We start from the raw sequence: 22675 nt of genomic DNA, 5'->3' as shown, positions 1-22675 counted from the left end.
TCTTGAAGAATTCCCTTACTGCGGTCGGCGCCCTGGCCGTCGCCGTGATGCTTTGCGCGTGCAGCCCGGATCAGCCGTCCGTACCGGCCCCCAGAGCGGTACGTACCGTTGAAATCAACTACGACAATGCCCGCGACGTCAGTCGCTACACGGGCACCGTGCAATCGCGGCATGAAGTCGAGCAATCTTTTCGGGTGGGCGGCAAGGTGGCTCAACGCAAGGTTGATGTGGGTCAGTTGGTGCACGAAGGTGACATATTGGCTGTGCTGGACGACAGCGACTACCGCCTCGCGGAGGAAGCGTCGCAACAGCAGTGGGCGGCTGCCGTGGAGCAGACGCGTCAGGCGGAATCGGATCGCCAGCGCCTGACGGCCCTGAAGGCTGATGGCTCAGTCAGCGCAGCCGACGATGAGCGTGCGCACACCAATGCCCAGACCACACGTGCGACCGCCGAGGCCGAGGCACGTAAGCTTGAACTCGCACGCAATCGCCTCAAGTACACCGTGTTACGCGCCTCCCGCAGCGGCGTGGTCACGGCGGTACGCATCGAAGCGGGCCAGGTCGTTGCGGAGGGTCAGCCAGTGATCTCGGTGGCGAATCCGGACGAATCCGAGATCGTCATCGATGTGCCCGAAGATCAGCTGTCCACCTTCAAGGAGGCGCACTTCAAAGCCTCGCTGGCCAGCGCGCCGAACGAGACCTTCGATGTCACCCTGCGCGAGCTGTCGCCGCAGGCCGCCACGCAGACGCGCACCTATCGCGCCCGGCTCAAGCCGGTGCAGGCGCTGCCGCTGGGCGCCACGGCCACGGTCATGGCCGAGCGCGAGATGACCAGTGTCTCGGTCGCGGCGGTGCCCGCCACGGCACTGACGCAAAGCGGTGGCCAGCCATCGCTGTGGGTGGTCACGCCCGAGGGCAAGAATCCGCTGGGCACTGTCGAGCTGGTGCCTGTGGCGGTATTGGGCTATCGCAACGATGAAGTGCTCGTCTCCGGGCCACTGGCCGGCGCATTGGTCGTCACCGCCGGGGTGCAGAAGATGGCATCCGGACTGAAGGTCGCGCTTCCCGGCACGGCGATTGTTGACACGAACACCACGCAGCAGGCCGCCCGATGAACAATTTCAACCTCACCGACTGGGCGCTGCGCCATCGCGCCATCGTTCTGTTCATGCTCCTCATTGTCGCTGCGGCTGGCGCGTTCAGCTTCACCCGCCTCGGCCAGCTCGAAGATCCAAATTTTTCCGTACCCTCCATGACCGCCATGGTCATCTGGCCGGGCGCTACCGCCCAGCAGTTGCAGGACCAGGTCCTCAACCGCATGGAGAAAAAATTCGAGCAGATCGATAACTTCGAGAAGGTGGTCACCTACGCGCGGCAAGGCTACGCCGGCATGACACTCACCGTGCGCGACGGCACTTCCAAGGCTGACCAGCGCGAGGCCTGGTACCAGGCGCGCAAGAAACTCAACGACCTGAGCCTGGAGATGCCTGACGGCGTGATCGGCCCGATCCTGAACGACGAGTACGGCGACGTGTATGGCCTGATGTACGCAGTCAAGGGCGACGGCGTCGGCCACGCCGACCTGACGGACGCGGCCGAGGACATCAAGCGCCAGATGCTGAAGGTGCCGATGGTCAAGAAGATCGATGTCATCGGCAAGCAGGTCAAGCGTATCTACGTCGAGTTCTCGCACGAGCGCCTCGCAGCGCTGGGCATTACACCGCTGGCCATCGCCGAAAGCCTCAAGAGCCAGAACGCCATGCTGCCCGCTGGCCAGATTGACACCCGCGGCGACCGCGTCATGGTGCGCGTGAGTGGCCAGTTCACCAGCGATGAGGCTATCCGCAACGTGCCCATCTCCGCGGGCGGCCGGCTGATCAAGCTCGGTGACATCGCGACCGTTACACGTGGCTTCGAAGATCCGCCGACCTACACGGTCCGCCACAACGGCCAACCCGTGCTGATGCTCGGTATCACCATGACCAGCGAAGGCAACATCGTCGACCTTGGCAAGGCGATGGACACGGCCGTCGCGAAGATCCAGTCAGAACTTCCGCACGGCGTGGAGCTGGAGCTGGTGGCTGACCAGCCCACCACGGTGAAAGATGCAATCCTGGACTTCGGGCGCGCGTTGGCCGAGGCGCTGATCATCGTGATCGCGGTGAGCCTGGCCAGCCTGGGCTGGCGTGCCGGCCTCGTGGTCGCGGCCACGGTGCCGCTGGTGCTGGGCGGTGTGGCGCTGGTGATGCTGGCGATGGGCTGGAACCTCGAACGCATCTCGCTCGGGTCACTGATTATCGCGTTGGGACTGCTGGTGGATGACGCCATCATCGCCATCGAGATGATGGTGGCGAAGATGGAAACCGGCATGGACCGCGTGAAAGCGGCGGCCTTCTCCTATCAGTCCACCGCCATGCCGCGCCTGACCGGCGCACTCATCACCGTCGTGGGCTTCCTGCCAATCGGCCTCTCGAAGTCCACCACCGGCGAGTACGCGGGCGGCATTTTCTGGATCGTCGGTGCCGCGGTGCTGTTCTCGTGGATCTGTTCCGGCATCTTCACGCCGTACCTGGCGGTCAAGATGCTGCCCAACGACTTGGGCACGCACCAGCATGCTGATCCGCACGACACCAAGTTCTACCGCTGCCTGCGCCGCCTGATCGACGCCGCCATCGAGCGCCGCTGGGTGGTCATCGGTGCGACGGTGGGCGCTCTGGTGCTAGCCCTCGCTTGCATCAAGTTGGTGCCGCAGCAATTCTTCCCCAACAGTTCGCGCCCTGAGCTGGTCATTGATTTACGCGTCAAGGAAGGCGCCTCGTTCGCCGCAACGACAGAGCAGGTCAAGCACATGGAGGAGATCCTGGCGAAGGACGAGGACGTGCGTTTCTATACTGCCTACACCGGCGCTGGCGCGCCGCGCTTCTATCTCTCGCTCAACCCCGAGCTGCCGAACCCGGGCTTTGCCCAGTTCGTTGTGATGACCAAGGATCTGGATGCACGCGAGCGGGTACGTGCGCGGCTGGTGGCCTCGGCCGACCAACAATTCCCGCAGGCGTGGGTGCGCGTGACCCGGCTCGAGTTGGGGCCACCTGTCGGCTACCCGGTGCAATTCCGCGTGGTAGGCCCCGATACCCAGGTGGTGCGCCAGATCGCCCGCGACGTGGAGAAGGTAGTTGCGTCCAACCCGAAGGTGCGCGACCTCCAGCTCGACTGGAACGACCCTGTGCGCACGATGAAGGTGGAACTTGATCAGGACAAGGCGAGCGCGCTGGGCCTCACGCCGGCCGACGTGTCGCTGGCGACCCAGACCGTGATGAACGGCGCAACCCTGTCACAGCTGCGTGAGCGCGAGGACCTGATCGACATCGTGGCCCGTGCCGTGCCAGAGGAACGCTTGAACCTCGACACACTGAAAAACATCAACCTTTACACACGCCAGGGCACCGTGGTGCCTCTGTCGCAAGTCGCACAGGTGCGTTCTGAACTGGAAGAACCGGTACTGTGGCGCCGCAATCGCGACATGGCGATCACTGTGCGTGCCGACGTGAAGGATGGAGAGCAAGGTGTATCGGTGACGCAGGAAATCCAGCCACTGCTTAAGGGCATCGAAGCGAAACTGCCGTCGGGCTACCGCATCGACACGGGTGGAGCGGTTGAGGAAAGCGACAAGGCCAACAAGGCACTACTCGCGGTGGCACCGCTGATGCTGATCACCATCCTGCTGTTACTCATGCTGCAATTGCAGAACTTTTCCCGCATGTGGATGGTGATGCTAACCGCACCGCTGGGCCTGATTGGTGTTGTACCCGCGCTGCTGGTGTTTCAGTCACCGCTGGGCTTCGTCGCGATCCTGGGCATCATCGCTCTGGGTGGCATGATCATGCGGAACGCGGTGATCCTGATCGATCAGGTACAAATCGAGATCGCCGGGGGGCGCGACCCGTGGAATGCTGTGCTGGATGCGGCCATTTACCGGGCCCGACCGGTGATGCTGACGGCGCTGGCCACCGTACTTGCAATGATCCCGCTGACGCGCAGTGTGTTTTGGGGGCCAATGGCAATTGCGATCATGGGCGGCCTTACCGTGGCAACGCTACTGACGATCTTCTTCGTCCCGGCGTTGTACGCCGCATGGTTCAACGTGGGGCGCCAGATGGACGCTGACACCCAACCGGTGAGGGGGCACGCCGCGCTCGCTGCGGAGTAATGAGTACCGTAGCGTTATGCCCCTGATTTAGCCCCGCTACTCCGTGCCATAAACTCTGTTTTGCTGATTACAGTCGTCATGGAAAACGGTCAGCCGATGACGACCGGAATGCTCAGGAAACGATTTGATGATGCACGGGAGGACGCCAGCATTCCGAAAGCTGACTTTCAGATGCGCGACTGACGGGCAAAGACGGCGACGGACAAGGAGGAATTGACAGGGAATATACGCGTAGCACGAGATCAACCAGGGCATACCACTGTGGGCATGACCGAACAGTACATTCGGATGCACAAAGGCATGAAGGTCACTCCTACGAAATGACCAGCTGTAGCGAATTGCGGAGTAGAGATTGGTTTTTGCGGAGCAAAAAAATAAGGGCTTGCATGAGATTTCTCACGCAAGCCCTTGATATTCATGGTGCCCGAAGCCGGAATCGAACCGGCACGCCCTTACGAGCGGGGGATTTTAAGTCCCATGCGTCTACCAGTTTCGCCATTCGGGCGGTAGCGCGGTCAAGCAATCTGAAAGCTGGCAAGTAACGACCTGGCAGTTCTGACGCTTGTGCAGCAGAGGTGGAAATATATACATCCCACCCCCGTGAAGCAAGTTCGCAAATGCCCATTTCAAGACTAAATCTTGCGGGACAGCGCAAATAAAAAAGCTCCGTAAATCATCGATCTACGGAGCTTGTTTAAAGTGGAGGCCGAGGTCGGAATCGAACCGGCGTAGGTGGATTTGCAATCCACTGCATAACCATTTTGCTACTCGGCCTCAAGCATCTGATGTCATGTAGCACAACACCAAACGCGTACAAACTTGGAATTTGATTCTAGATCTAACTCCTTGAAAACATTGAGCTTTTTCAGCGGTCAGTGCTTTCGATGGCGTGAATTATGTACTGATTTCCAAGGACTGGCAACCCCTTGATTTCAAAAAAATTTTATCTGGCACTCTGACTGTTTCGACGAGGCTGCGCCCTGCTGTTCTGCCTCGCCTGGTCTGTTTAGTGCCCGCGAATGTAGTGTTCCAACTGTCGAATCAATTCCGCTTGCTCGACAATGGCTTCTTTGACCAGATCACCGATCGACAACAAACCGATCAACTCGCCGCCCTCCACTACCGGCAGATGGCGCAGATGACTGTCGGTCATGACCGTCATGCAACGCTCCACACTCTGTTGGCTGTCGGCGGTCACGACCGGGGCGCTCATGATGTCGCGCACAGGTGTACCGACTGAGGAACGGCCCTGCAGAACCACCTTGCGGGCATAGTCGCGCTCGCTGATCACGCCAACCACCTGCCCGTTTTCGATGACGGGCAGCGCGCCGACGTTTTTCTCGGACATCAGCTTCAACGCGTCCAGCACCATCTGATCAGGTGCAATGCTATGCACGTGCTGGTTTTGTACGACTTTCAGTTTCAGTAGCTGTGCGGCTGTTTTCATCAATGCCTCCGATACTGTTGGCAAACAGGTTGATATCCCTCAGGCCACGCCGACTTCGACCACGTCGCCGTTCAACCGCACTGGCCAGACACGCAGACGCTGTTGCGGGTACTCCAGGCAACTGCCGTCCTCCAGACGGAAATGCTGCTTGTAGATCGGTGAAGCAACGACCAGATCGCCCTTGATGCTGCCGATCAATCCACGGCCGATGACGTTCGCCCCGGACTGCGGATCATGGTTGTCGATGGCGTACAGGGTCTTGCCGTGTGCCGTCGGCAGGTAGAACAGCGCCACTTGCGCGCCGTCGAGCCATACGACGATGCCAGAATTGCTCACCAGGTCCTGGTGCTCGCACACCGTTTGCCAGACATCGGCGCTGGCCAGGGAATCGATGCGTTGGGTAGTGGGTGCGCTCATCATGCAATCTCCTCGGTAACCGGGATAAGGTTGAGTTCGGCGGCCATGATCGGGCGCCGCTGACCACGCTCCTGGACAAAATGAATATCCGGGTCGGGGCGTTTATCGTTGACGAAGGTACGGAATCGTTTGATTTTTTCCGGGTCCTTGAGCGCATTGGCCCACTCGCATTCGTAGCGATCGACCACCAGTTGCATCTGCGATTCGAGCTCGGCGCCAAGCCCGAGGCTGTCGTTGATGATCACGTCCTTGAGGTAATCGAGGCCGCCCTCCAGGCTTTCGCGCCACACCGAGGTTCGCTGCAGTTTGTCGGCGGTGCGGATGTAGAACATCAGGAAGCGGTCGATGTAGCGGATCAGGGTCGCATCGTCGAGGTCGGTGGCGAACAGCTCGGCATGCCGTGGGCGCATACCGCCGTTGCCGGCGATATAGAGGTTCCAGCCTTTTTCAGTGGCGATCACGCCCACGTCTTTGCTCTGGGCCTCGGCGCACTCGCGGGTGCAACCGGATACCGCGAATTTGAGCTTGTGCGGCGAGCGCAGGCCCTTGTAGCGGTCTTCGATCATCAGGGCCATTTTTACGCTGTCTTGCACGCCATAGCGGCACCAGGTACTGCCGACACAGGACTTCACCGTCCGGGTCGATTTGCCATAGGCATGCCCGGTCTCGAATCCGGCCTCGATCAGCTCGCCCCAGATATCCGGCAACTGATGCAATTGAGCACCGAACAGGTCGATCCGCTGGCCGCCGGTGATTTTGGTGTAGAGGTCATATTTTTTCGCCACCACCCCAATCGCGATCAATTTGTCCGCCGTGATTTCGCCACCGGGAATGCGCGGCACGACTGAATAGGTGCCGTTTTTCTGCATGTTGGCCATGAAGGTGTCGTTGGTGTCCTGCAACGGCACCAGCGAGGCGTCCATGATCGGCTGGTTCCAGCACGACGCGAGGATCGAGCCCACGGCCGGCTTGCAGACATCGCAACCCGTGTGGCCACGACCATGCTTGGCCAGCAGCTCTTCGAAAGTGATCACCCCTTCTACGCGCACCAGCGCATACAGCTCCTGACGCGTATAGGCGAAGTGTTCGCACAGGCTTTTATCGACACTGACGCCTCGGGCAATCAGCTCATGCTCGAAAACTTGCTTGAGCAAACCGGCGCACCCACCGCAACCGGTGCACGCTTTGGTTTGCGACTTGAGCAAACCGAGGTCAGTGCAGCCACCGTCGATGGCCGAACAAATGGAACCCTTGGTGACGTTATGGCAGGAACAGACTGTGGCCGATTCAGGCAACGCGCCCGGCCCCAGGGTCGGCGCCCCTTCGGACGACGGCAGAATCAGGCTGGCGGGTTCCGCCGGCAAGGCAATAGCGTTCTGCATGTATTGCAGCAGCGTGTCGTAATAGCTGTTATCACCGACCAATACGGCACCGAGTACGTGCTTGCCCGAAGCATCCACGACCAATCGACGGTAGCTGGCCGTGGTTTCGTCGATGAACTGATAGCTGCGCGCGCCGGGTGTGTTGCCGTGAGCGTCGCCGATGGAGCCGACATCAACACCCAGCAACTTGAGCTTGGTCGACATGTCGGCGCCCATGAACGGCTCAGCTACTTGGTCACACAAACGCGCCGCGACGCTGCGCGCCATTTGGTAGCCCGGGGCGACCAGTCCGAAAAGGCTGCCATTCCAGGACGCGCACTCGCCGATCGCGTAAATATTCGGGTCGCTGCTCAGGCATTCGTCATCAATGACCACGCCACCACGCGGACCGATGTCGAGCATGCACTGACGGGCGAGCGCATCTTGTGCGCGGATACCCGCCGAGAACACGATCAGGTCGGCCTCAAGAAATTCGTCGTTGGCGAAATTCATGCGATAGCGGTAATCCTCGCCCGCGCTGATCGATTGAGTGCCGCGCGACAGGTGCACACCGACGCCAAGCCGCTCGATCTGCGACTTCAGTGCAAGCCCACCCATTTCGTCCAACTGCACCGGCATCAAGCGCGGGGCGAACTCAACAACATGCGCTTCCAGACCCAGGCTCTTCAGGGCATTGGCGGCTTCGAGCCCCAACAGACCACCACCCACCACGACACCACGTCGCGCATTGACAGCGGCAGCACGGATCGCGTCGAGGTCTTCCAGGGTTCGATACACCAGGCGCGAATCGCCTTCAGCGCCCTCGATGGGCGGCACGAATGGACAAGACCCGGTGGCCAGGATCAATTTGTCGTAAGCAACACACCCTTGCGCGGTGATCACCTGGCGGCGGTCGCGGTCGATTTCCAGCACCGGCACACCCAGATGCAGCGTCACGCCCGGCGTCTGGTACAGCGAGGCGTCACCGAGGGCCAGCGACTCGGCATCGCGGCCGGAGAAGTACTCGGAAAGGTGCACGCGGTCGTAGGCGCGCATCGGCTCCTCGCTGAACACCTGTAGCCGGTAATGCTCAAGCGCGCCCCGCTCGATCAACTGTTCAACACAATGGTGTCCGACCATGCCATTGCCAATCACGATCAGCGTTTGCAATTTGTTCAACGCGGCAACATTGGAATTCATAAGAAGCACCCGGCTAGACGATTCAAAAAGCAAAAAAAAACGCCTGAAACCTTTCGGTTCCAGGCGTCTTTGCCTGTTCTTTTGCGGTGTTGATACCAGACGTCTATGCCTGATCCACCGATGTTGCCCGCGATTCGATCGTCGTTGACCGAGGGGGCTGCCCACTCGACTGTATTCACGGTGGGCCTGCCGGGTGTGTTGCAGCGTTTGTGCCACTTTTCGCGAAAGGGGCTTCAGCCGGGCGTTTCAGGCTTATAGACGCTCAATGGGCACGGATATGCATCCGGTACTTGCCTTCGCATAGTGCAGCGACAGGTGCTACGGCTTTATAAAAGTGCACGGAGGACGCCGACATCAGCCCTTCAACCCGAAGAACCAGCCGGCAGAACCACAAAAAACGCACAAACAAAAACGCCACTCTATTGAGTGGCGTTTTTGTGAATCTTGGAGCGGGAAACGAGACTCGAACTCGCGACCCCGACCTTGGCAAGGTCGTGCTCTACCAACTGAGCTATTCCCGCGTCTTGGTGTGGCGCATTCTATAGAAATCAGAAGCCCCGTCAACCCCTTGATTCAAAAAAGTTTTATTTCTTTTCAACGTCAGTCTTCAGATGCGGCCAGGCAGCCCGCAAGTACTGGACCATCGACCACAATGTCAGGCCCGCGGATACCATCAACAAGGCATAACCGATCAAGACCCAGAAGGAAAAATCTGACGGATTGGCCAGCAGGATCACCAGCGCAAGCATCTGCGCGGCGGTTTTCCATTTACCCAGGTTCGACACCGCGACATGCGCGCGGGCGCCGAGTTCAGCCATCCATTCGCGCAAGGCCGAGACGACAATCTCACGACCGATGATCACGGCGGCCGGCAGCGTGAGCCACAGGTTGCCGTGTTCCTGCACCAACAAGACCAGCGCGACGGCGACCATCAGCTTGTCAGCCACGGGATCAAGGAACGCCCCGAACGGAGTGCTTTGTTCCAGGCGTCGAGCCAGATAACCGTCCAGCCAGTCTGTGGCGGCGGCAAATGCGAACACCGAGGCGGAAGCCACGTAGCTCCATTGGTAAGGCAGGTAGAACAGTAAAATGAAGATCGGGATGAGCAGGACGCGTAGAACGGTAATCAGATTAGGGATATTCATCGGCACAACTGGCTACGAGGTGAGTTGGCATTCTACTCGCTGTGCAGATTTGCATAAATCAACTCTGCGAGCTTTTTACTGATCCCGGGGGCTTTGGCGATCTCTTCGATGCTGGCACGAGACAGCTCCTGCAATCCACCAAAATGTTTCAATAAATCGCGACGTCGAGTTGGTCCGACACCGGCAACGCCCTCAAGGGTGGACGTGCGGCGGGTTTTCCCACGACGGGCGCGGTGCCCGGTAATGGCGAATCGGTGAGCTTCGTCACGTATTTGCTGGATCAAATGCAGCGCGGGGGAATCGCCGCGCAAGGTGAATTCGTGGGCCGCATCGTTGAGGTACAGGGTTTCGAAACCAGCCTTGCGCGTCGCCCCTTTGGCCACGCCCAACAGGATCAGGTCCGGCACCGCCAGTTCATTGAGTACATCACGGGCCATCGACAGCTGGCCTTTGCCACCGTCCACTAACAATATGTCCGGCAGCTTGCCCTCCCCGTCCTTCAGCTTGCTGAAGCGACGGGTCAAAGCCTGATGCATCGCGGCATAGTCATCACCTGCCGTCACGCCTTCGATGTTGTAGCGGCGATAGTCCGACTTGATCGGACCTTCCGGACCAAACACCACGCAAGACGCCACGGTGGCTTCACCACTGGAATGGCTGATGTCGTAGCACTCCAGACGCTGCGGCGGTTCGTCCAGCTTCAATACCTCGGCCAAGGCATCGAAACGTTCGGCGACATGCTGACGGTTAGCCAGGCGTGCGCCCAATGCCTGTTCGGCATTGGTGACCGCCAATTGCTGCCAGCGTGCTCGTGTGCCACGCACCCGATGGCTGATGGTCAGTTCGCGACCGCGTAGCGCGTCGATGGCTTCGATCAGCGTCGGGAAGTCTTCATGAACCACGTTGACGATCAATTCACTCGGCAAGTCGCGCTCGGGGCTGGTGATGAAGTATTGGCCGAGAAAGGCAGCCATGACTTCGGATACGTCTTCGTCGATACCGGTTTGCGGGAAAAAGTTCTTGCTACCCAGTACCCGGCCGCCGCGAACGCTGATCAGGTGGACGCAAGCACCACCTGGGTTTACGAACGCCGCGATCACATCGATATCGCCGGTGCCGCCTTCCATGCTTTGCTGGTCCTGAACCCGACGCAACAACGATATCTGGTCGCGCAACTCGGCGGCCCGTTCGAACTCAAGGTTGATCGCCGCCTCTTCCATGCCCGCGGACAATTCGTCAGCCAGCGCATTGCTGCGGCCTTCAAGGAACATCACCGAGTGGCGAACGTCTTCGGCGTACACCTCAGGCTCCACCAGCCCTACGCACGGCGCCTTGCAACGTTTGATCTGGTATTGCAGGCAAGGACGCGTGCGGTTTTTGAAATAGCTGTCTTCACACTGACGGACAAAGAAGGTCTTTTGCAAAAGACTCAGGCTTTCGCGAATCGCTCCAGCGCTCGGGTACGGACCAAAATACTTGCCCTTGGCTTTTTTCGCACCGCGATGGATGCTCAAGCGAGGGAACTGGCCATCCGAAAGAAAGACGTAAGGATACGATTTGTCATCGCGCAGCAGGATGTTGTACGGCGGCCGCCATTCCTTGATCAGCGTCTGCTCAAGCAGCAGGGCTTCAGTTTCATTGGCGGTGATGGTGGTTTCGACCTGGGCGATGCGCGCCACCAGCGCTGCGGTCTTGGGCGCCAGACCGGATTTTCGGAAGTAGCTCGACAGGCGATTTTTCAGGTTCTTGGCTTTGCCGACATACAACAGGCGCGCATCGCTGTCGAACATGCGATACACACCGGGACGCCCACTGACCGTCGACAGAAAGGCGCTGGGATCGAAGACTTCAGTCATTGTCAGAGGCTGGCATCGACCATGCCGTGACGAACCGCCAACAGCGTCAACTCCACGTCACTGCTGATCGAAAGCTTCTCGAAAATGCGGTAACGGTAGGTGTTGACCGTTTTGGGCGACAGGCAAAGCTTGTCGGAAATGATCTGTACCTTCTGACAGCCGACAATCATCAGCGCGATCTGGATTTCGCGCTCGGACAATGCATCAAAGGGCGAATCATTGGTCGGCTGGAAAGATTTGATCGCCAATTGCTGGGCAATTTGCGGGCTGATATAGCGTTGACCAGCAAACACCAGGCGAATGGCCTGGACCATTTCCGGCAACCCGGCACCCTTGGTCAGATAACCTGCGGCACCGGCCTGCAACAACCGTGTAGGAAACGGATCTTCCTCACAGACGGTGACTGCGACGACTTTGATATCCGGATGACTGCGCAACAGTTTGCGCGTGGCTTCAAGACCGCCAATGCCGGGCATCTTGACGTCCATCAAGACCACATCGGGTTTCAGCTCACGCGCTTTCAGCAGGGATTCTTCCCCTGACTCAGCCTGGCCGACCACTTGCAGGCCATCGATGTCAGCCAGCATTCGTGTAATGCCTGTACGAACGAGATCATGGTCATCGACTACTAGCACCCTAATCAAGCAGACACCTCGCGAAATGGTCTTATTGGGTTGCCGGACACCTTAGCAAAAAGCAATGGGCAGACCTAGCGGCAAGCGTCATATAAAAAGTATCAATACGTCATGAAAGGCTTGTCGCCAGCGTGTTTCAGCGATGAAGTCCGCCGACATCCCGCTGCATTCTCAGGAAACACTCGTCTTGACCGACCACCTTCAGGCCTTTTCTCTCGTAAAGTTTTTTTGCCGGATTATTTTCAAAAACAGTCAAGCGCAAGGCCGGGCGTCGTTCCTCGCCTGCAATATCGAATACCTGATCGATTGCCCACGAACCTGCGCCCTGCCCCTGGAACGCTTCAAGGACCTGTAATTCACGGATGTACAAGGCCCTCGCATCGCGACTCAGGCTGACAAAACCCAGTACGGCATCATCGCGCACAATCAAGCGATTCTCACGCCCCGCCCAAGCGACATCAAACGCTTCATCCAGCCAAAGCAGATCGTACTGAATGTAATAGCGCAGCATGTTGGTGCAGGTGAGCGTACGCGCGAAGTCGAGATCCGCGGATAAGACCGCACGCCATTGGAACGCCATTCAAGCCTCCGAAACGTCTACGACACTGCCCTTCCAGCCGCCTGCATCACGGCGAGCCACCACCATCACGTTCCCGGCACTGCTCGCCGCCACGATGAGCGAACCGTCCGGCGCCCAGATTGCGCTGCGTCCGGCTGACTCCCAGCCTCCGGTCGCACCGCCATGGTTTGCCATCAGCACCGTCATTGAATGAGTGCCGGCGTAGCCTTTCAGGAGCGCCGAGTCCGGGGCATAGCCGCTTTCAGTGATCAGCACACCGGCGGCATAAAGGTCGGCACCCTGCTGCGCAGCAGCGGCAGCGTGACTGGCGTGAGAAAAATCCGCACACACCGCCAACGCGACGGTATCGCCACCAATGTTCAGCATCGATCCGCCATTGCCTGGCGCAAACGCTACTTCCTCGCCGGGGTGCAGATGCTGTTTGCTGTAAACCCCAAGCGAACCATCAGCGCCCAAAACCAGCGCACCAATCAGGACCGGCGAATCGTCCGACAGTCGAATCGGCATTCCGACGACACTGGTCACACCGACTTCGCGGGCGAAATCGCGCAATGGCTGCAGCTCTTTCGCATCAGGTACAACCGCAAGATCGGCCGCCACCCCCCGCTCATAGCCGGTCAATGACAGTTCCGGAAAGACCAGCAACTGAACGCCCTGCTCCGCGGCAACCTGCATGAAACGTTGATGCCAAACAATGTTGGCGGCGAGATCACCCGCGACGGAAATCGATTGTGCGGCGGCAATGGTCAATGGCGTCATGCTTCATCCTTGCGACGTTAGAGGGCGGGCAAAAAACCAAGTGTGTCATAAAGCGGCCCGTGCTCAAGCGATAGAAACCGCTGCCGGTGAGCGATAGCATTTTCTGATTGAAACCGCGCACCGGCCTCTAGTAAGCTCAGGCACATTCATCGGAGACAGACCATGTTCAACACCCTCTCACAGCTTGCAACGATCAGCGCCCTGCGCTCGGTGGCGGCTGCGCGAGTGAATGACGTCTGTGCTTCGGTCAGCTTTTATTTTGGGTATTGGTTTAGCCACTGGCGCGCCTGATACCCACACGGCGCCCACTTTAAACGGGTCGCCGCCAGAGTTTTCCAAACCCCCGGTCGGCCTCCCGACCGGGGGTTTTGTTTTTTCAGCCCCGAACATTTTTGCAGCACACCAGACAATTTGAGGATTCACGACATGAACTACGCCACTTATTACCGTTACGACAGTTTTTCCGCCTGGCGATTTAGCAGCCTCCGCTCGGGACAGCCTGCCGCCTCCGATCGGTCACCTACAGGTGGCAAGCACACACACGAAGCCAATCCGGCCAATTGTCGAACACCCCAGTAGGGCCGAGCGCGCGGGAACGAACCCGCCGCCAGCCCAGGAAGCCTGAATATGAACTCGTCCGTCTCTGCTCTGCCGCTGTCCACCTTGAGCCCTGCCAACGAAGCGCTGACCCTGCGTCTGCCCAGCTCGTTGCAACTCAAACAGCAATTGCCCCTCAGCAACGCCCTGACCCGGCAAGTCGCTGCCCACCGCGATGCGGTCCGCGCGATTCTCAACGGGGAAGATTCCCGTTTGCTGGTGATCGTCGGTCCTTGCTCGATTCATGACCCACAGTCCGCCCTCGAATACGCGGCCAATCTTGCCCGACTCGCCACCGATGTCAGCGATGAAATGCTGCTGGTGATGCGCGCCTACGTCGAAAAACCTCGCACCACGGTCGGCTGGAAAGGCCTGGCCTATGACCCGCATCTCGATGGCAGTGATGACATGGCCGGCGGTTTGACGCTGTCGCGTGAACTGATGCGTGAAATACTTCGTCTCGGCTTGCCGATTGCAACCGAACTGCTGCAACCCATGGCAGCCGGCTACTTTGACGACTTGCTGAGCTGGGTGGCGATTGGTGCCCGCACCACTGAATCGCAGATCCATCGAGAAATGGCCAGCGGCCTGAGCATGCCCGTCGGGTTCAAGAACGGCACCGACGGCGGCGTGGCCGTTGCCAGCGACGCCATGCGCTCCGCTGCGCATCCGCACCGCCATTTCGGCGTCGATAGCCAGGGACATCCCGCGATCATCCAGACGCCCGGCAACCCCGACACTCACCTCGTATTGCGCGGCGGACACCATGGGCCGAACTACGATCGCGACAGCGTCACCCAGGTGAACCGCGATTTGACCCGGCTCAAGATCCCGGCGCGAATCATGGTCGATTGCAGCCATGCCAACAGCGGAAAAGACCCGGCGCGGCAACCTGCGGTGTTCAACGATGTGCTCGAACAACGCCTGCAAGGCGACCGATCGCTGATCGGCATGATGATCGAGAGCCATTTGTTCGAAGGCTGCCAACCCCTGAGTCCATCGCTGCGCTATGGCGTTTCGGTCACCGATGGCTGTCTTGGCTGGGAAGGCACGGAACAGTTGTTGTGCCAGGCCGCCGACCGGCTTCGAGCGCAGCGCCAGAATCAATAAACGGCTAACGCACTTTCTGTAGCAGCTGGCGAAGCCTGCGTTCGGCTGCGCAGCAGTCGTGAAATCAGACGATGCGGTGTTTCAGGTAGACCGCAAACTCAGGTTTACGACTGCTGCGCAGCCGAACGCAGGCTTCGCCAGCTGCTACAGATTGCGTTATGGCATAAACAGGGACATTGCTGACAGGTAAAGGTGTTTCCTGAGTAGGCCATCGCGGAACAACGCGTTGTTACAGATAAATAGATGTCGAAATATTCCGAACAAGACCTCAAACACATTCGAACTTTCCTACTTTTTCTATACCTTTTTCATCAGCTTACAGCGGATTCTTCATACATCGCCGAACCGTTGGGGTGCTTTAGAGTGGGCCCATCTGCTCACCTCTGAACGACTGCGAAAAAGGAATCAACATGCTACGGAACGCTACCACCCAGTACCCTATCCTGCTGGTCCATGGGCTCTTCGGCTTTGATCGGATCGGCACAAACGAACTCTTCCATAACGTCAAGCAATCCCTGCGAAGTGCGGGGGCCAGGGTGTTCATCCCTCACCTCTCGGCTACCCATAGCAACGAAGCACGTGGTGACCAACTCTTGGCACAGATCAATCGGGTCCTGGAAGGAACCGGCGCCGGCAAGGTCAACTTGATCGGCCACAGCCAAGGGGCATTGGCGGCACGCTATGCGGCGGCCATAGCCCCCCATATGATTGCTTCGGTCACCTCGGTCAGTGGACCGAACCACGGCTCGGAACTGGCCGACTTCCTGCGCAAGGCGCTGACGCCCGGGCGGCTGCCGGAACATGTCGCAGCAACGATTGCGACGCTGTTCGCCGATTTTGTGTCGTTACTCAGCGGCAACGTGCACCTGCCACAAAACGCTGTCGCTGCGCTTAATGCTCTGACCACTGAAGGCGTAGGCGCTTTCAACGACAAGTTCCCTCAAGGGTTGCCGAGGACCTGGGGCGGCAAAGGGCGCGAACTGGTCAACGGCGTGCGGTACTACTCCTGGAGCGGAACGTTGCAGGGAAACAGGCTCGATGAGGGACTGGATGCGCTCGATCCGTTGCACGGGTTCCTCCGCGCCTTTTCCCAATACTTCACGACTGAAGCGGAGCAAAATGACGGCATGGTCGGCCGCTACAGTTCACATTTGGGAAAAGTGATCCGCTCCGACTATTCCCTGGATCATTTGAGCAGCCTGGGTCACACCGCCAGTCCTGGTCGCAAAGGCATCGACCCTGCGGCATTGTATGTCCAACATGCCGAGCGCCTGAGAAACGCCGGCCTTTGAACCGTACGGAACTTTTGACAAGAAATGGAGCACTGAATCCGGTAGTCTGCGCACTTTACTGTACGCAGATTATTGAAAGGAGTATTTCCCATGGCCAAAGCCACTGCCCGTCACATCCTGGTTGCCTCGGAAGCCAAGTGCAACGAACTCAAAGCCCAAATCGAAGGCGGCGCTGATTTCGCCGAAGTCGCCAAAGCCAACTCCACCTGCCCGTCCAGCCGTCAGGGCGGCGACCTGGGTTCGTTCGGTCCAGGCCAGATGGTCAAGGAATTCGACTCCGTCGTGTTCAGCGCTCCAATCAATGTCGTACAAGGCCCGGTGAAAACCCAATTTGGTTATCACCTGCTGGAAGTGACCAGTCGTCAGGACTGATCGATCCGCCAGGCTTTACGTGCAACGGCCCGCCAACTGGCGGGCCGTTCTGTTTCGGATACGTTTTTAGGCTGGCGAGGGACGCGCCGCTAGCGTACAAATTGTGCTTTTCGATCCTCCGGCTCTAAGGCTGACAATGCGACTGGCTTTCCCCACATTATTGTTCACTGCCGTGGCGCTGCTATTGGCCGCCGGTGTGAATGCTGCACCGCAACATGCGTTGACCGTGTACGGCGAACCCGCGAAGTATCCCGCCGGCTTCAGTCATTTTGCCTACACCAACCCACAGGCGCCCAAGGGCGGCACGATGCGACGTTCGGCAATCGAAATCGGTCATTTCGACCATATGCTGCCGTACATCGACAAGGGTATCGGCGTGACGCAAATTGACGGTTTGCTCTACTCGCCGCTGGCCCAGCGCTCGCTGGATGAGCCTTACACCGTATACGGCCTCGTCGCACAAAAGATGGAGCGCTCGGACGACGGCCTGTTTCTGCGCTTCTATCTCAACCCCAAGGCCCGCTTTGCCGATGGCAAACCGATCACGGCAGAAGACGTGCGCTACACCTTCGACTTGTTGATGACCCAAGGCAGCCTGCGCTATCGCACCCAATTCGCTGACGTCAAAGGCGTGGAAGTCGAGTCACCCCTGATCGTCCGGTTCGACTTCAAAAGCAATGAAAACCGCACCCTGCCCCTCGACATCGCAACACTGCCGGTGTTTCCCGAGCATTGGTGGAAGAGCCGCGACTTCGCCAATGGCGGCGGCTACGAGGCCCCTTTGGGCAGCGGCCCTTATAAAGTGAGCAAAGTCGATTCCGGTCGCAGCATCACTTTCGAGCGCGACGCCAATTGGTGGGGCAAAGACTTACCGGTCAGCCGTGGCCTGTACAACTTCGATCATTTCAGCATCGAGTACTTCGGCGACACCGACGTGGCGCGCCAGGTGTTGCGCGGCGGTGCTTATGACTACAACCGCGAATTCTCCGCCACCGGCTACTCCATCGGCTACGACAGCCCGGCCTTGAGCGACGGTCGCCTGCAAAAGGCGCACCTGGCAACCGACGCGCCGCAACCGGCCCAAGGGTTTGTCTTCAACCTGCAAAACCCGATGTTCCAGGATCGCCGCGTGCGTCAGGCCCTGGTCATGCTCTGGGATTTCGAATGGAGCAACCGGCAGATGATGCGTGACATGTACATTCGCCAGCAGAGTTTCTTTTCCAACACCGACCTGGCTGCGCGGCAACTGCCGGATAAAGCGGAACTGGCCATTCTTGAGCCGTTGCGCGGCCAGATCCCGGACGAGGTGTTCACCAAGGTCTTCGAAGCACCGAAAACCGATGGCAGCGGTGTGATTCGCGACAAGCAATTACAAGCACTGGACCTGCTCGGACAGGCCGGCTGGAAACCCGATGGCGATCAACTGGTCAACGCCGAAGGCGAGCCGCTGAGCTTCACTTTTCTGGTCAGCCAGAACGGCATGGACCGTTTGCTGCTGCCTTATAAGCGCACCTTGAAACAGATCGGTATCGACCTGAACATCCGCCGGATCGATTCGTCCCAATACGTGAATCGCCTGATGAGCCGCGACTACGACATGATCGTCACCGGCTACCCGGTCACCACCTCACCCGGCGGCGAGCTGTTCAATTACTTCGGCTCGATCTCGGCCAACGACCCCGGTGCCAACAACTACATGGTGCTGAAGAATCCGGCGGTCGATACCTTGATCACCGGACTGGTCCGCGCCACCACCCAGCCGGAAATGCTGCGCTACGCCCACGCACTCGACCGGGTACTGCAATGGAACTACTACTGGATTCCCAACTATTACCCACCGGGCACATCGACCGTCTGGTGGAACCGGTTCGGCCGGCCCAACGTGCAGGCCAGCAATGACGAAGCCATCGAGAGCTGGTGGGAAATAAGCACCACCGCGCTGACCAACCAGCAAATGACGGCTGAGCAAATCAGTCGTGGCAAACCCGGAGGGCCGCATTGATGTGGGCTTACACACTGCGGCGCTTGCTGCTGATCATCCCGACGCTGGTGATCATCCTGTTGGTCAACTTCATCATCGTCCAAGCCGCGCCGGGCGGTCCGGTGGAACAGGCGATTGCGCACCTGCAAGGCATCGGCGGCGCGACCGTCGGCGGCGGCGCCGGTGAACGCATGACCGGCACTTCGCGCGCCAGTCGCGGGCTCGACCCGCAACTGATCAAGGACATCGAAAAGCAATACGGTTTCGACAAACCCGCCCATGAGCGCCTGTGGCTGATGCTCACCAGTTACGCCAGGCTGGACTTCGGTAAAAGCTTTTTCCGGGGCGCCACGGTCACTGACCTGATCCTGGAAAAAATGCCGGTGACCATCTCCCTCGGCCTGTGGGCGACGCTGATCACTTATCTGGTGTCGATCCCCCTGGGCATCCGCAAGGCCGTGCACCACGGCAGCCATTTCGATATCTGGAGCAGCACCGCGATCATCATCGGTTACGCAATGCCGGCGTTCCTGTTCGCCATGTTCCTGATCGTGGTGTTTGCCGGAGGCACTTCGCTGAACTGGTTCCCGGTGCGCGGGCTGGTCTCGGACAATTTCGAGTCCCTGTCGACCGTGGGCAAAATCGCCGACTACTTCTGGCACCTGGTGTTGCCAGTCACATCGCTGGTCATTGGCGGATTTGCCACGCTGACCATCCTCACCAAGAACTCGTTCCTCAATGAAATCACCCGCCAGTACGTGATCACTGCCCGCGCCAAAGGCATGAGCGAGCGCCGGGTGCTTTATGGGCACGTGTTCCGCAATGCGATGCTGCTGGTGGTGTCGGGTATTCCGCAGGCATTCATCAGTGTGTTTTTCGCGGGCTCCTTGCTGATCGAAGTGATTTTCTCACTCGATGGCCTGGGCCGCATGAGCTATGAAGCCGCGGTCTCCCGAGACTATCCGGTGGTGTTCGGTTCGCTGTTTATCTTCACCTTGTTCGGGCTCTTGATAAAACTCGTCGGCGACCTCTGCTACACCCTGGTCGACCCGCGTATCGACTTCGCCGCGAGGAATGCCTGATGTTCAAGCTCTCGCCGTTGGGTCGACGCCGTTTTGAGCGCTTCAAGAAAAACCGCCGGGGCTGGTGGTCGCTGTGGTTGTTCATCGGTCTTTTTATGCTGACGCTGGGTGGCGAGTTGATCGCCAACGACAAGCCGCTGGTGGTCAGCTATCAGGGGCAATGGTATTTCCCGGTGTTCAAACGCCACACCGAGCAGGAGTTCGGTGGGCAATTGCCGTTCCAGGCGGATTACCGCAGCGACTATGTGCAAAAGCTGATCAAACAGGATGGCGGCTGGATGCTGTTCCCGCCGATCCCGTTCAGTGACGACACACCCAATTACGACCTCAACAAACCCGCGCCGAGCCCACCCTCGGATGTGAACTGGCTGGGCACCGACGATCAGGCCCGGGACGTATTGGCCCGGGTGATTTTCGGCGCCCGAGTGTCAATCCTGTTTGCGTTGATGCTGACCTTTGTCAGCGCCCTGATCGGCATTGCCGCCGGGGCGCTTCAAGGTTATTACGGCGGCTGGGTCGACTTGATCGGCCAGCGCTTGCTGGAAGTCTGGTCCGGGTTGCCGGTGCTGTACCTGCTGATCATTCTCTCGGGGTTTGTCGAACCGAATTTCTGGTGGCTGCTGGGGATCATGGCGCTGTTTTCCTGGCTGGCACTGGTCGACGTGGTGCGCGCCGAATTCCTTCGAGGGCGCAACCTGGAATACGTCAAAGCCGCCCGGGCGTTGGGCCTGACGGATCGCAAAGTGATCGTGCGGCACATTCTGCCCAACGCGATGAACGCGACCCTGAGTTACCTGCCGTTCATTCTCACCGGGGCGATTTCCACCCTGACGGCCCTGGATTTCCTGGGTTTCGGCATGCCAGCGGGCAGCGCATCGCTGGGCGAATTGATCGGCCAGGGCAAACAGAACCTGCAGGCGCCGTGGCTGGGATTGACGGCGTTTTTCACCCTGGCATTGATTCTTTCTTTACTGGTGTTTATCGGCGAGGCATTACGTGATGCTTTCGATCCGAGATCCTGACGCGGACTGTTGATATGAGTACCAACCTGATCGAAATCCGTGACCTCAGCGTCGCCTTCAGTGGTGAAACCGTGGTGCGCAAGCTGTGCCTGGACATCCGCCCCGGTGAATGCCTGGCGCTGGTCGGCGAGTCGGGGTCCGGTAAATCGGTGACCGCCCATTCGATCCTGCAACTGCTGCCCGAAACCGGCACCGAGTCCACCGGCAGCATTCGTTATCGCGGCAGGGAATTGCTCGGCGCGACGCCCAAAGTGCTGCGGGAACTGCGCGGCAACCGGATCGCGATGATTTTCCAGGAGCCGATGACGTCGCTCAATCCGCTGCACAGCATCGAAAAGCAGATCGGCGAAACCCTGCTTCTGCACAAAGGCCTGACCGGTAAACCGGCGCAAGCGCGGATCCTTGAGTTGCTGCACCTTGTCGGCATTCAAAAGCCCAAGGAGCGGCTCAAGGCCTACCCCCATCAACTCTCGGGCGGTCAGCGTCAGCGCGTGATGATTGCGATGGCCCTGGCCTGTGAGCCTGAGTTGCTGATCGCCGACGAACCGACCACGGCGCTGGACGTCACGGTGCAGCGCAAAATTCTGATCCTGCTCAAATCGCTGCAACACCGGCTCGGCATGTCGCTGCTGCTGATCAGCCATGACCTCAACCTGGTGCGCAGCATTGCCCAGCGTGTTTGCGTGATGAAGGCCGGGGAAATCGTCGAGCAGGCCACGTGCGAAACGATTTTTACCGAGCCAAAACACCCTTACAGCCGCATCCTGCTCAATGCCGAGCCGGAGGGTGAAGCCCTGCCCCGTGATGAGCGCGAGAACGTACTGGAAGTGGACAACCTGCGCGTGCAGTTCGCTCTCGGCGGTGGTTTGTTTCAGCGCAAGACTTACCTCAATGCCGTGGACGGCATCAGCCTCAACATCCAGCGCGGCAAGACGCTGGGCATCGTCGGCGAGTCCGGCTCGGGCAAGTCGACGCTCGGCCAGGCGATCCTGCGCTTGCTCGACTCCCAAGGCAGCATTCGCTTTCAGGGCGAGGCACTGGATGGCCTGACGCAAAAACAACTGCGACCGTGGCGCAAGAAAATGCAGGTGGTGTTCCAGGACCCTTATGGCAGCCTCAGCCCACGCATGTCGGTGGCACAGATCATCAGCGAAGGCCTTGAGGTACACAGCCAGTTGACCGACGAACAGTGCAAGGCCGAAGTGATTCGGGCACTGGAAGAAGTCGGCCTCGACCCGCAAAGTCGCCATCGCTATCCGCACGAATTTTCCGGCGGCCAACGTCAGCGCATCGCGATTGCCCGGGCGCTGGTGCTCAAACCGGCGCTGATCCTGCTGGACGAACCGACCTCGGCGCTGGACCGCACGGTACAAAAACAAGTGGTCGCCCTGCTCCGCCAGCTTCAGGAAAAACATGGCCTGACGTACCTGTTCATCAGTCACGACCTGGCGGTGGTGCGAGCCCTGGCCCATGACATGATTGTGATCAAGGACGGCAAAGTGGTGGAAAGCGGCGCCAGCCATGATGTGTTCGATTCGCCGCAGCATCCGTACACCAAAGAGCTTTTGGCGGCGGCGCATCCGCGGTAGGCATCATTTCAACAGGCAGTGAG

Annotated in this window: 18 protein-coding genes and 3 tRNA genes; 10 read left to right on the top strand and 11 right to left on the bottom strand. The window is 59.2% G+C overall.

What is annotated here, in order from left to right; genetic code table 11:
- The first annotated feature begins 2 nt into the window (after positions 1–2).
- The gene (locus tag C7534_RS01650; RefSeq protein ID WP_109784731.1) at positions 3–1115 is read left to right on the top strand and encodes an efflux RND transporter periplasmic adaptor subunit; all 1113 of its coding nucleotides are present in this window, start codon (positions 3–5) and stop codon (positions 1113–1115) included.
- Entirely contained in the window at positions 1112–4207 is a 3096-nt protein-coding gene (locus C7534_RS01645) for an efflux RND transporter permease subunit (protein WP_109784730.1), read from the top strand. The genes C7534_RS01650 and C7534_RS01645 overlap by 4 nt, the downstream gene beginning before the upstream one ends.
- 418 nt (positions 4208–4625) lie before the next feature.
- On the opposite strand, the gene C7534_RS01635 is transcribed toward C7534_RS01645, so the two are convergent.
- The 11 genes from C7534_RS01635 to C7534_RS01585 all read right to left on the bottom strand — a co-directional run bounded on the left by C7534_RS01635 (position 4626) and on the right by C7534_RS01585 (position 13607).
- Positions 4626–4712: transfer RNA gene (locus tag C7534_RS01635), tRNA-Leu, on the bottom strand.
- Positions 4713–4907: 195 nt separating this feature from the next.
- A tRNA-Cys gene (locus C7534_RS01630) sits at positions 4908–4981 on the bottom strand.
- A 232-nt stretch (positions 4982–5213) separates the two neighbouring features.
- Positions 5214–5654 carry a CBS domain-containing protein gene (locus C7534_RS01625; protein ID WP_109784729.1) on the bottom strand — a complete coding sequence of 147 codons (441 nt, stop codon included), beginning with the start codon at positions 5652–5654 and terminating at the stop codon, positions 5214–5216.
- A 39-nt stretch (positions 5655–5693) separates the two neighbouring features.
- The gene (gene nirD / locus C7534_RS01620; RefSeq protein ID WP_109784728.1) at positions 5694–6071 is read right to left on the bottom strand and encodes a nitrite reductase small subunit NirD; all 378 of its coding nucleotides are present in this window, start codon (positions 6069–6071) and stop codon (positions 5694–5696) included.
- Complete coding sequence (nirB, locus tag C7534_RS01615; RefSeq protein WP_109784727.1) at positions 6071–8632, bottom strand: nitrite reductase large subunit NirB; 2562 nt, start codon at positions 8630–8632, stop codon at positions 6071–6073. Before nirB ends, nirD begins: the two co-directional genes overlap by 1 nt.
- A 445-nt stretch (positions 8633–9077) precedes the next feature.
- A tRNA-Gly gene (locus C7534_RS01610) sits at positions 9078–9153 on the bottom strand.
- 63 nt (positions 9154–9216) lie between these two features.
- Positions 9217–9777 carry a CDP-diacylglycerol--glycerol-3-phosphate 3-phosphatidyltransferase gene (gene pgsA / locus C7534_RS01605; protein ID WP_046027416.1) on the bottom strand — a complete coding sequence of 187 codons (561 nt, stop codon included), beginning with the start codon at positions 9775–9777 and terminating at the stop codon, positions 9217–9219.
- Positions 9778–9809: 32 nt separating this feature from the next.
- Complete coding sequence (gene uvrC, locus C7534_RS01600; RefSeq protein ID WP_109784726.1) at positions 9810–11633, bottom strand: excinuclease ABC subunit UvrC; 1824 nt, start codon at positions 11631–11633, stop codon at positions 9810–9812.
- A 2-nt stretch (positions 11634–11635) separates the two neighbouring features.
- Entirely contained in the window at positions 11636–12277 is a 642-nt protein-coding gene (gene gacA / locus C7534_RS01595; protein ID WP_008015884.1) for a response regulator transcription factor GacA, read from the bottom strand.
- Positions 12278–12404: 127 nt separating this feature from the next.
- Complete coding sequence (locus tag C7534_RS01590) at positions 12405–12848, bottom strand: GNAT family N-acetyltransferase (RefSeq protein ID WP_109784725.1); 444 nt, start codon at positions 12846–12848, stop codon at positions 12405–12407.
- Positions 12849–13607 carry a carbon-nitrogen hydrolase family protein gene (locus C7534_RS01585; protein ID WP_109784724.1) on the bottom strand — a complete coding sequence of 253 codons (759 nt, stop codon included), beginning with the start codon at positions 13605–13607 and terminating at the stop codon, positions 12849–12851.
- Positions 13608–13769: 162 nt separating this feature from the next.
- On the opposite strand from C7534_RS01585, the gene C7534_RS32760 reads away from it, so the two are divergent.
- The 8 genes from C7534_RS32760 to C7534_RS01550 all read left to right on the top strand — a co-directional run bounded on the left by C7534_RS32760 (position 13770) and on the right by C7534_RS01550 (position 22652).
- Positions 13770–13898 (top strand): hypothetical protein, encoded by a 129-nt coding sequence (locus C7534_RS32760; protein WP_256594684.1) that lies wholly within the window; start codon positions 13770–13772, stop codon positions 13896–13898.
- A 336-nt stretch (positions 13899–14234) separates the two neighbouring features.
- Positions 14235–15314 carry a 3-deoxy-7-phosphoheptulonate synthase gene (locus tag C7534_RS01580; RefSeq protein WP_109784723.1) on the top strand — a complete coding sequence of 360 codons (1080 nt, stop codon included), beginning with the start codon at positions 14235–14237 and terminating at the stop codon, positions 15312–15314.
- Positions 15315–15724: 410 nt separating this feature from the next.
- Positions 15725–16606, top strand: a complete 882-nt coding sequence (locus C7534_RS01575) for a lipase family alpha/beta hydrolase (RefSeq protein WP_109784722.1) — start codon at positions 15725–15727, stop codon at positions 16604–16606.
- Positions 16607–16696: 90 nt separating this feature from the next.
- Positions 16697–16978: a peptidylprolyl isomerase gene (locus C7534_RS01570; protein ID WP_046027422.1), complete on the top strand. Its 282-nt coding sequence runs from the start codon at positions 16697–16699 to the stop codon at positions 16976–16978.
- 136 nt (positions 16979–17114) lie between these two features.
- Positions 17115–18980, top strand: coding sequence for an extracellular solute-binding protein (locus tag C7534_RS01565; RefSeq protein ID WP_109784721.1), 1866 nt, complete (start codon positions 17115–17117; stop codon positions 18978–18980).
- On the top strand, positions 18980–20041 hold the full coding sequence (locus tag C7534_RS01560; protein ID WP_109784720.1) for a microcin C ABC transporter permease YejB: 1062 nt from the start codon (positions 18980–18982) through the stop codon (positions 20039–20041). Before C7534_RS01565 ends, C7534_RS01560 begins: the two co-directional genes overlap by 1 nt.
- On the top strand, positions 20041–21063 hold the full coding sequence (locus tag C7534_RS01555; protein ID WP_046027425.1) for an ABC transporter permease: 1023 nt from the start codon (positions 20041–20043) through the stop codon (positions 21061–21063). The genes C7534_RS01560 and C7534_RS01555 overlap by 1 nt, the downstream gene beginning before the upstream one ends.
- Before the next feature lie 14 nt (positions 21064–21077).
- Positions 21078–22652, top strand: coding sequence for an ABC transporter ATP-binding protein (locus tag C7534_RS01550; RefSeq protein ID WP_046027426.1), 1575 nt, complete (start codon positions 21078–21080; stop codon positions 22650–22652).
- Positions 22653–22675: the final 23 nt, after the last annotated feature.

It is taken from the genome of Pseudomonas sp. OV226, assembly GCF_003148705.1.
Taxonomy (GTDB): domain Bacteria; phylum Pseudomonadota; class Gammaproteobacteria; order Pseudomonadales; family Pseudomonadaceae; genus Aquipseudomonas.
The sequence above is the reverse complement of the archived record's forward strand: the minus strand, read 5'-3'. Positions and strand labels throughout refer to the sequence as shown.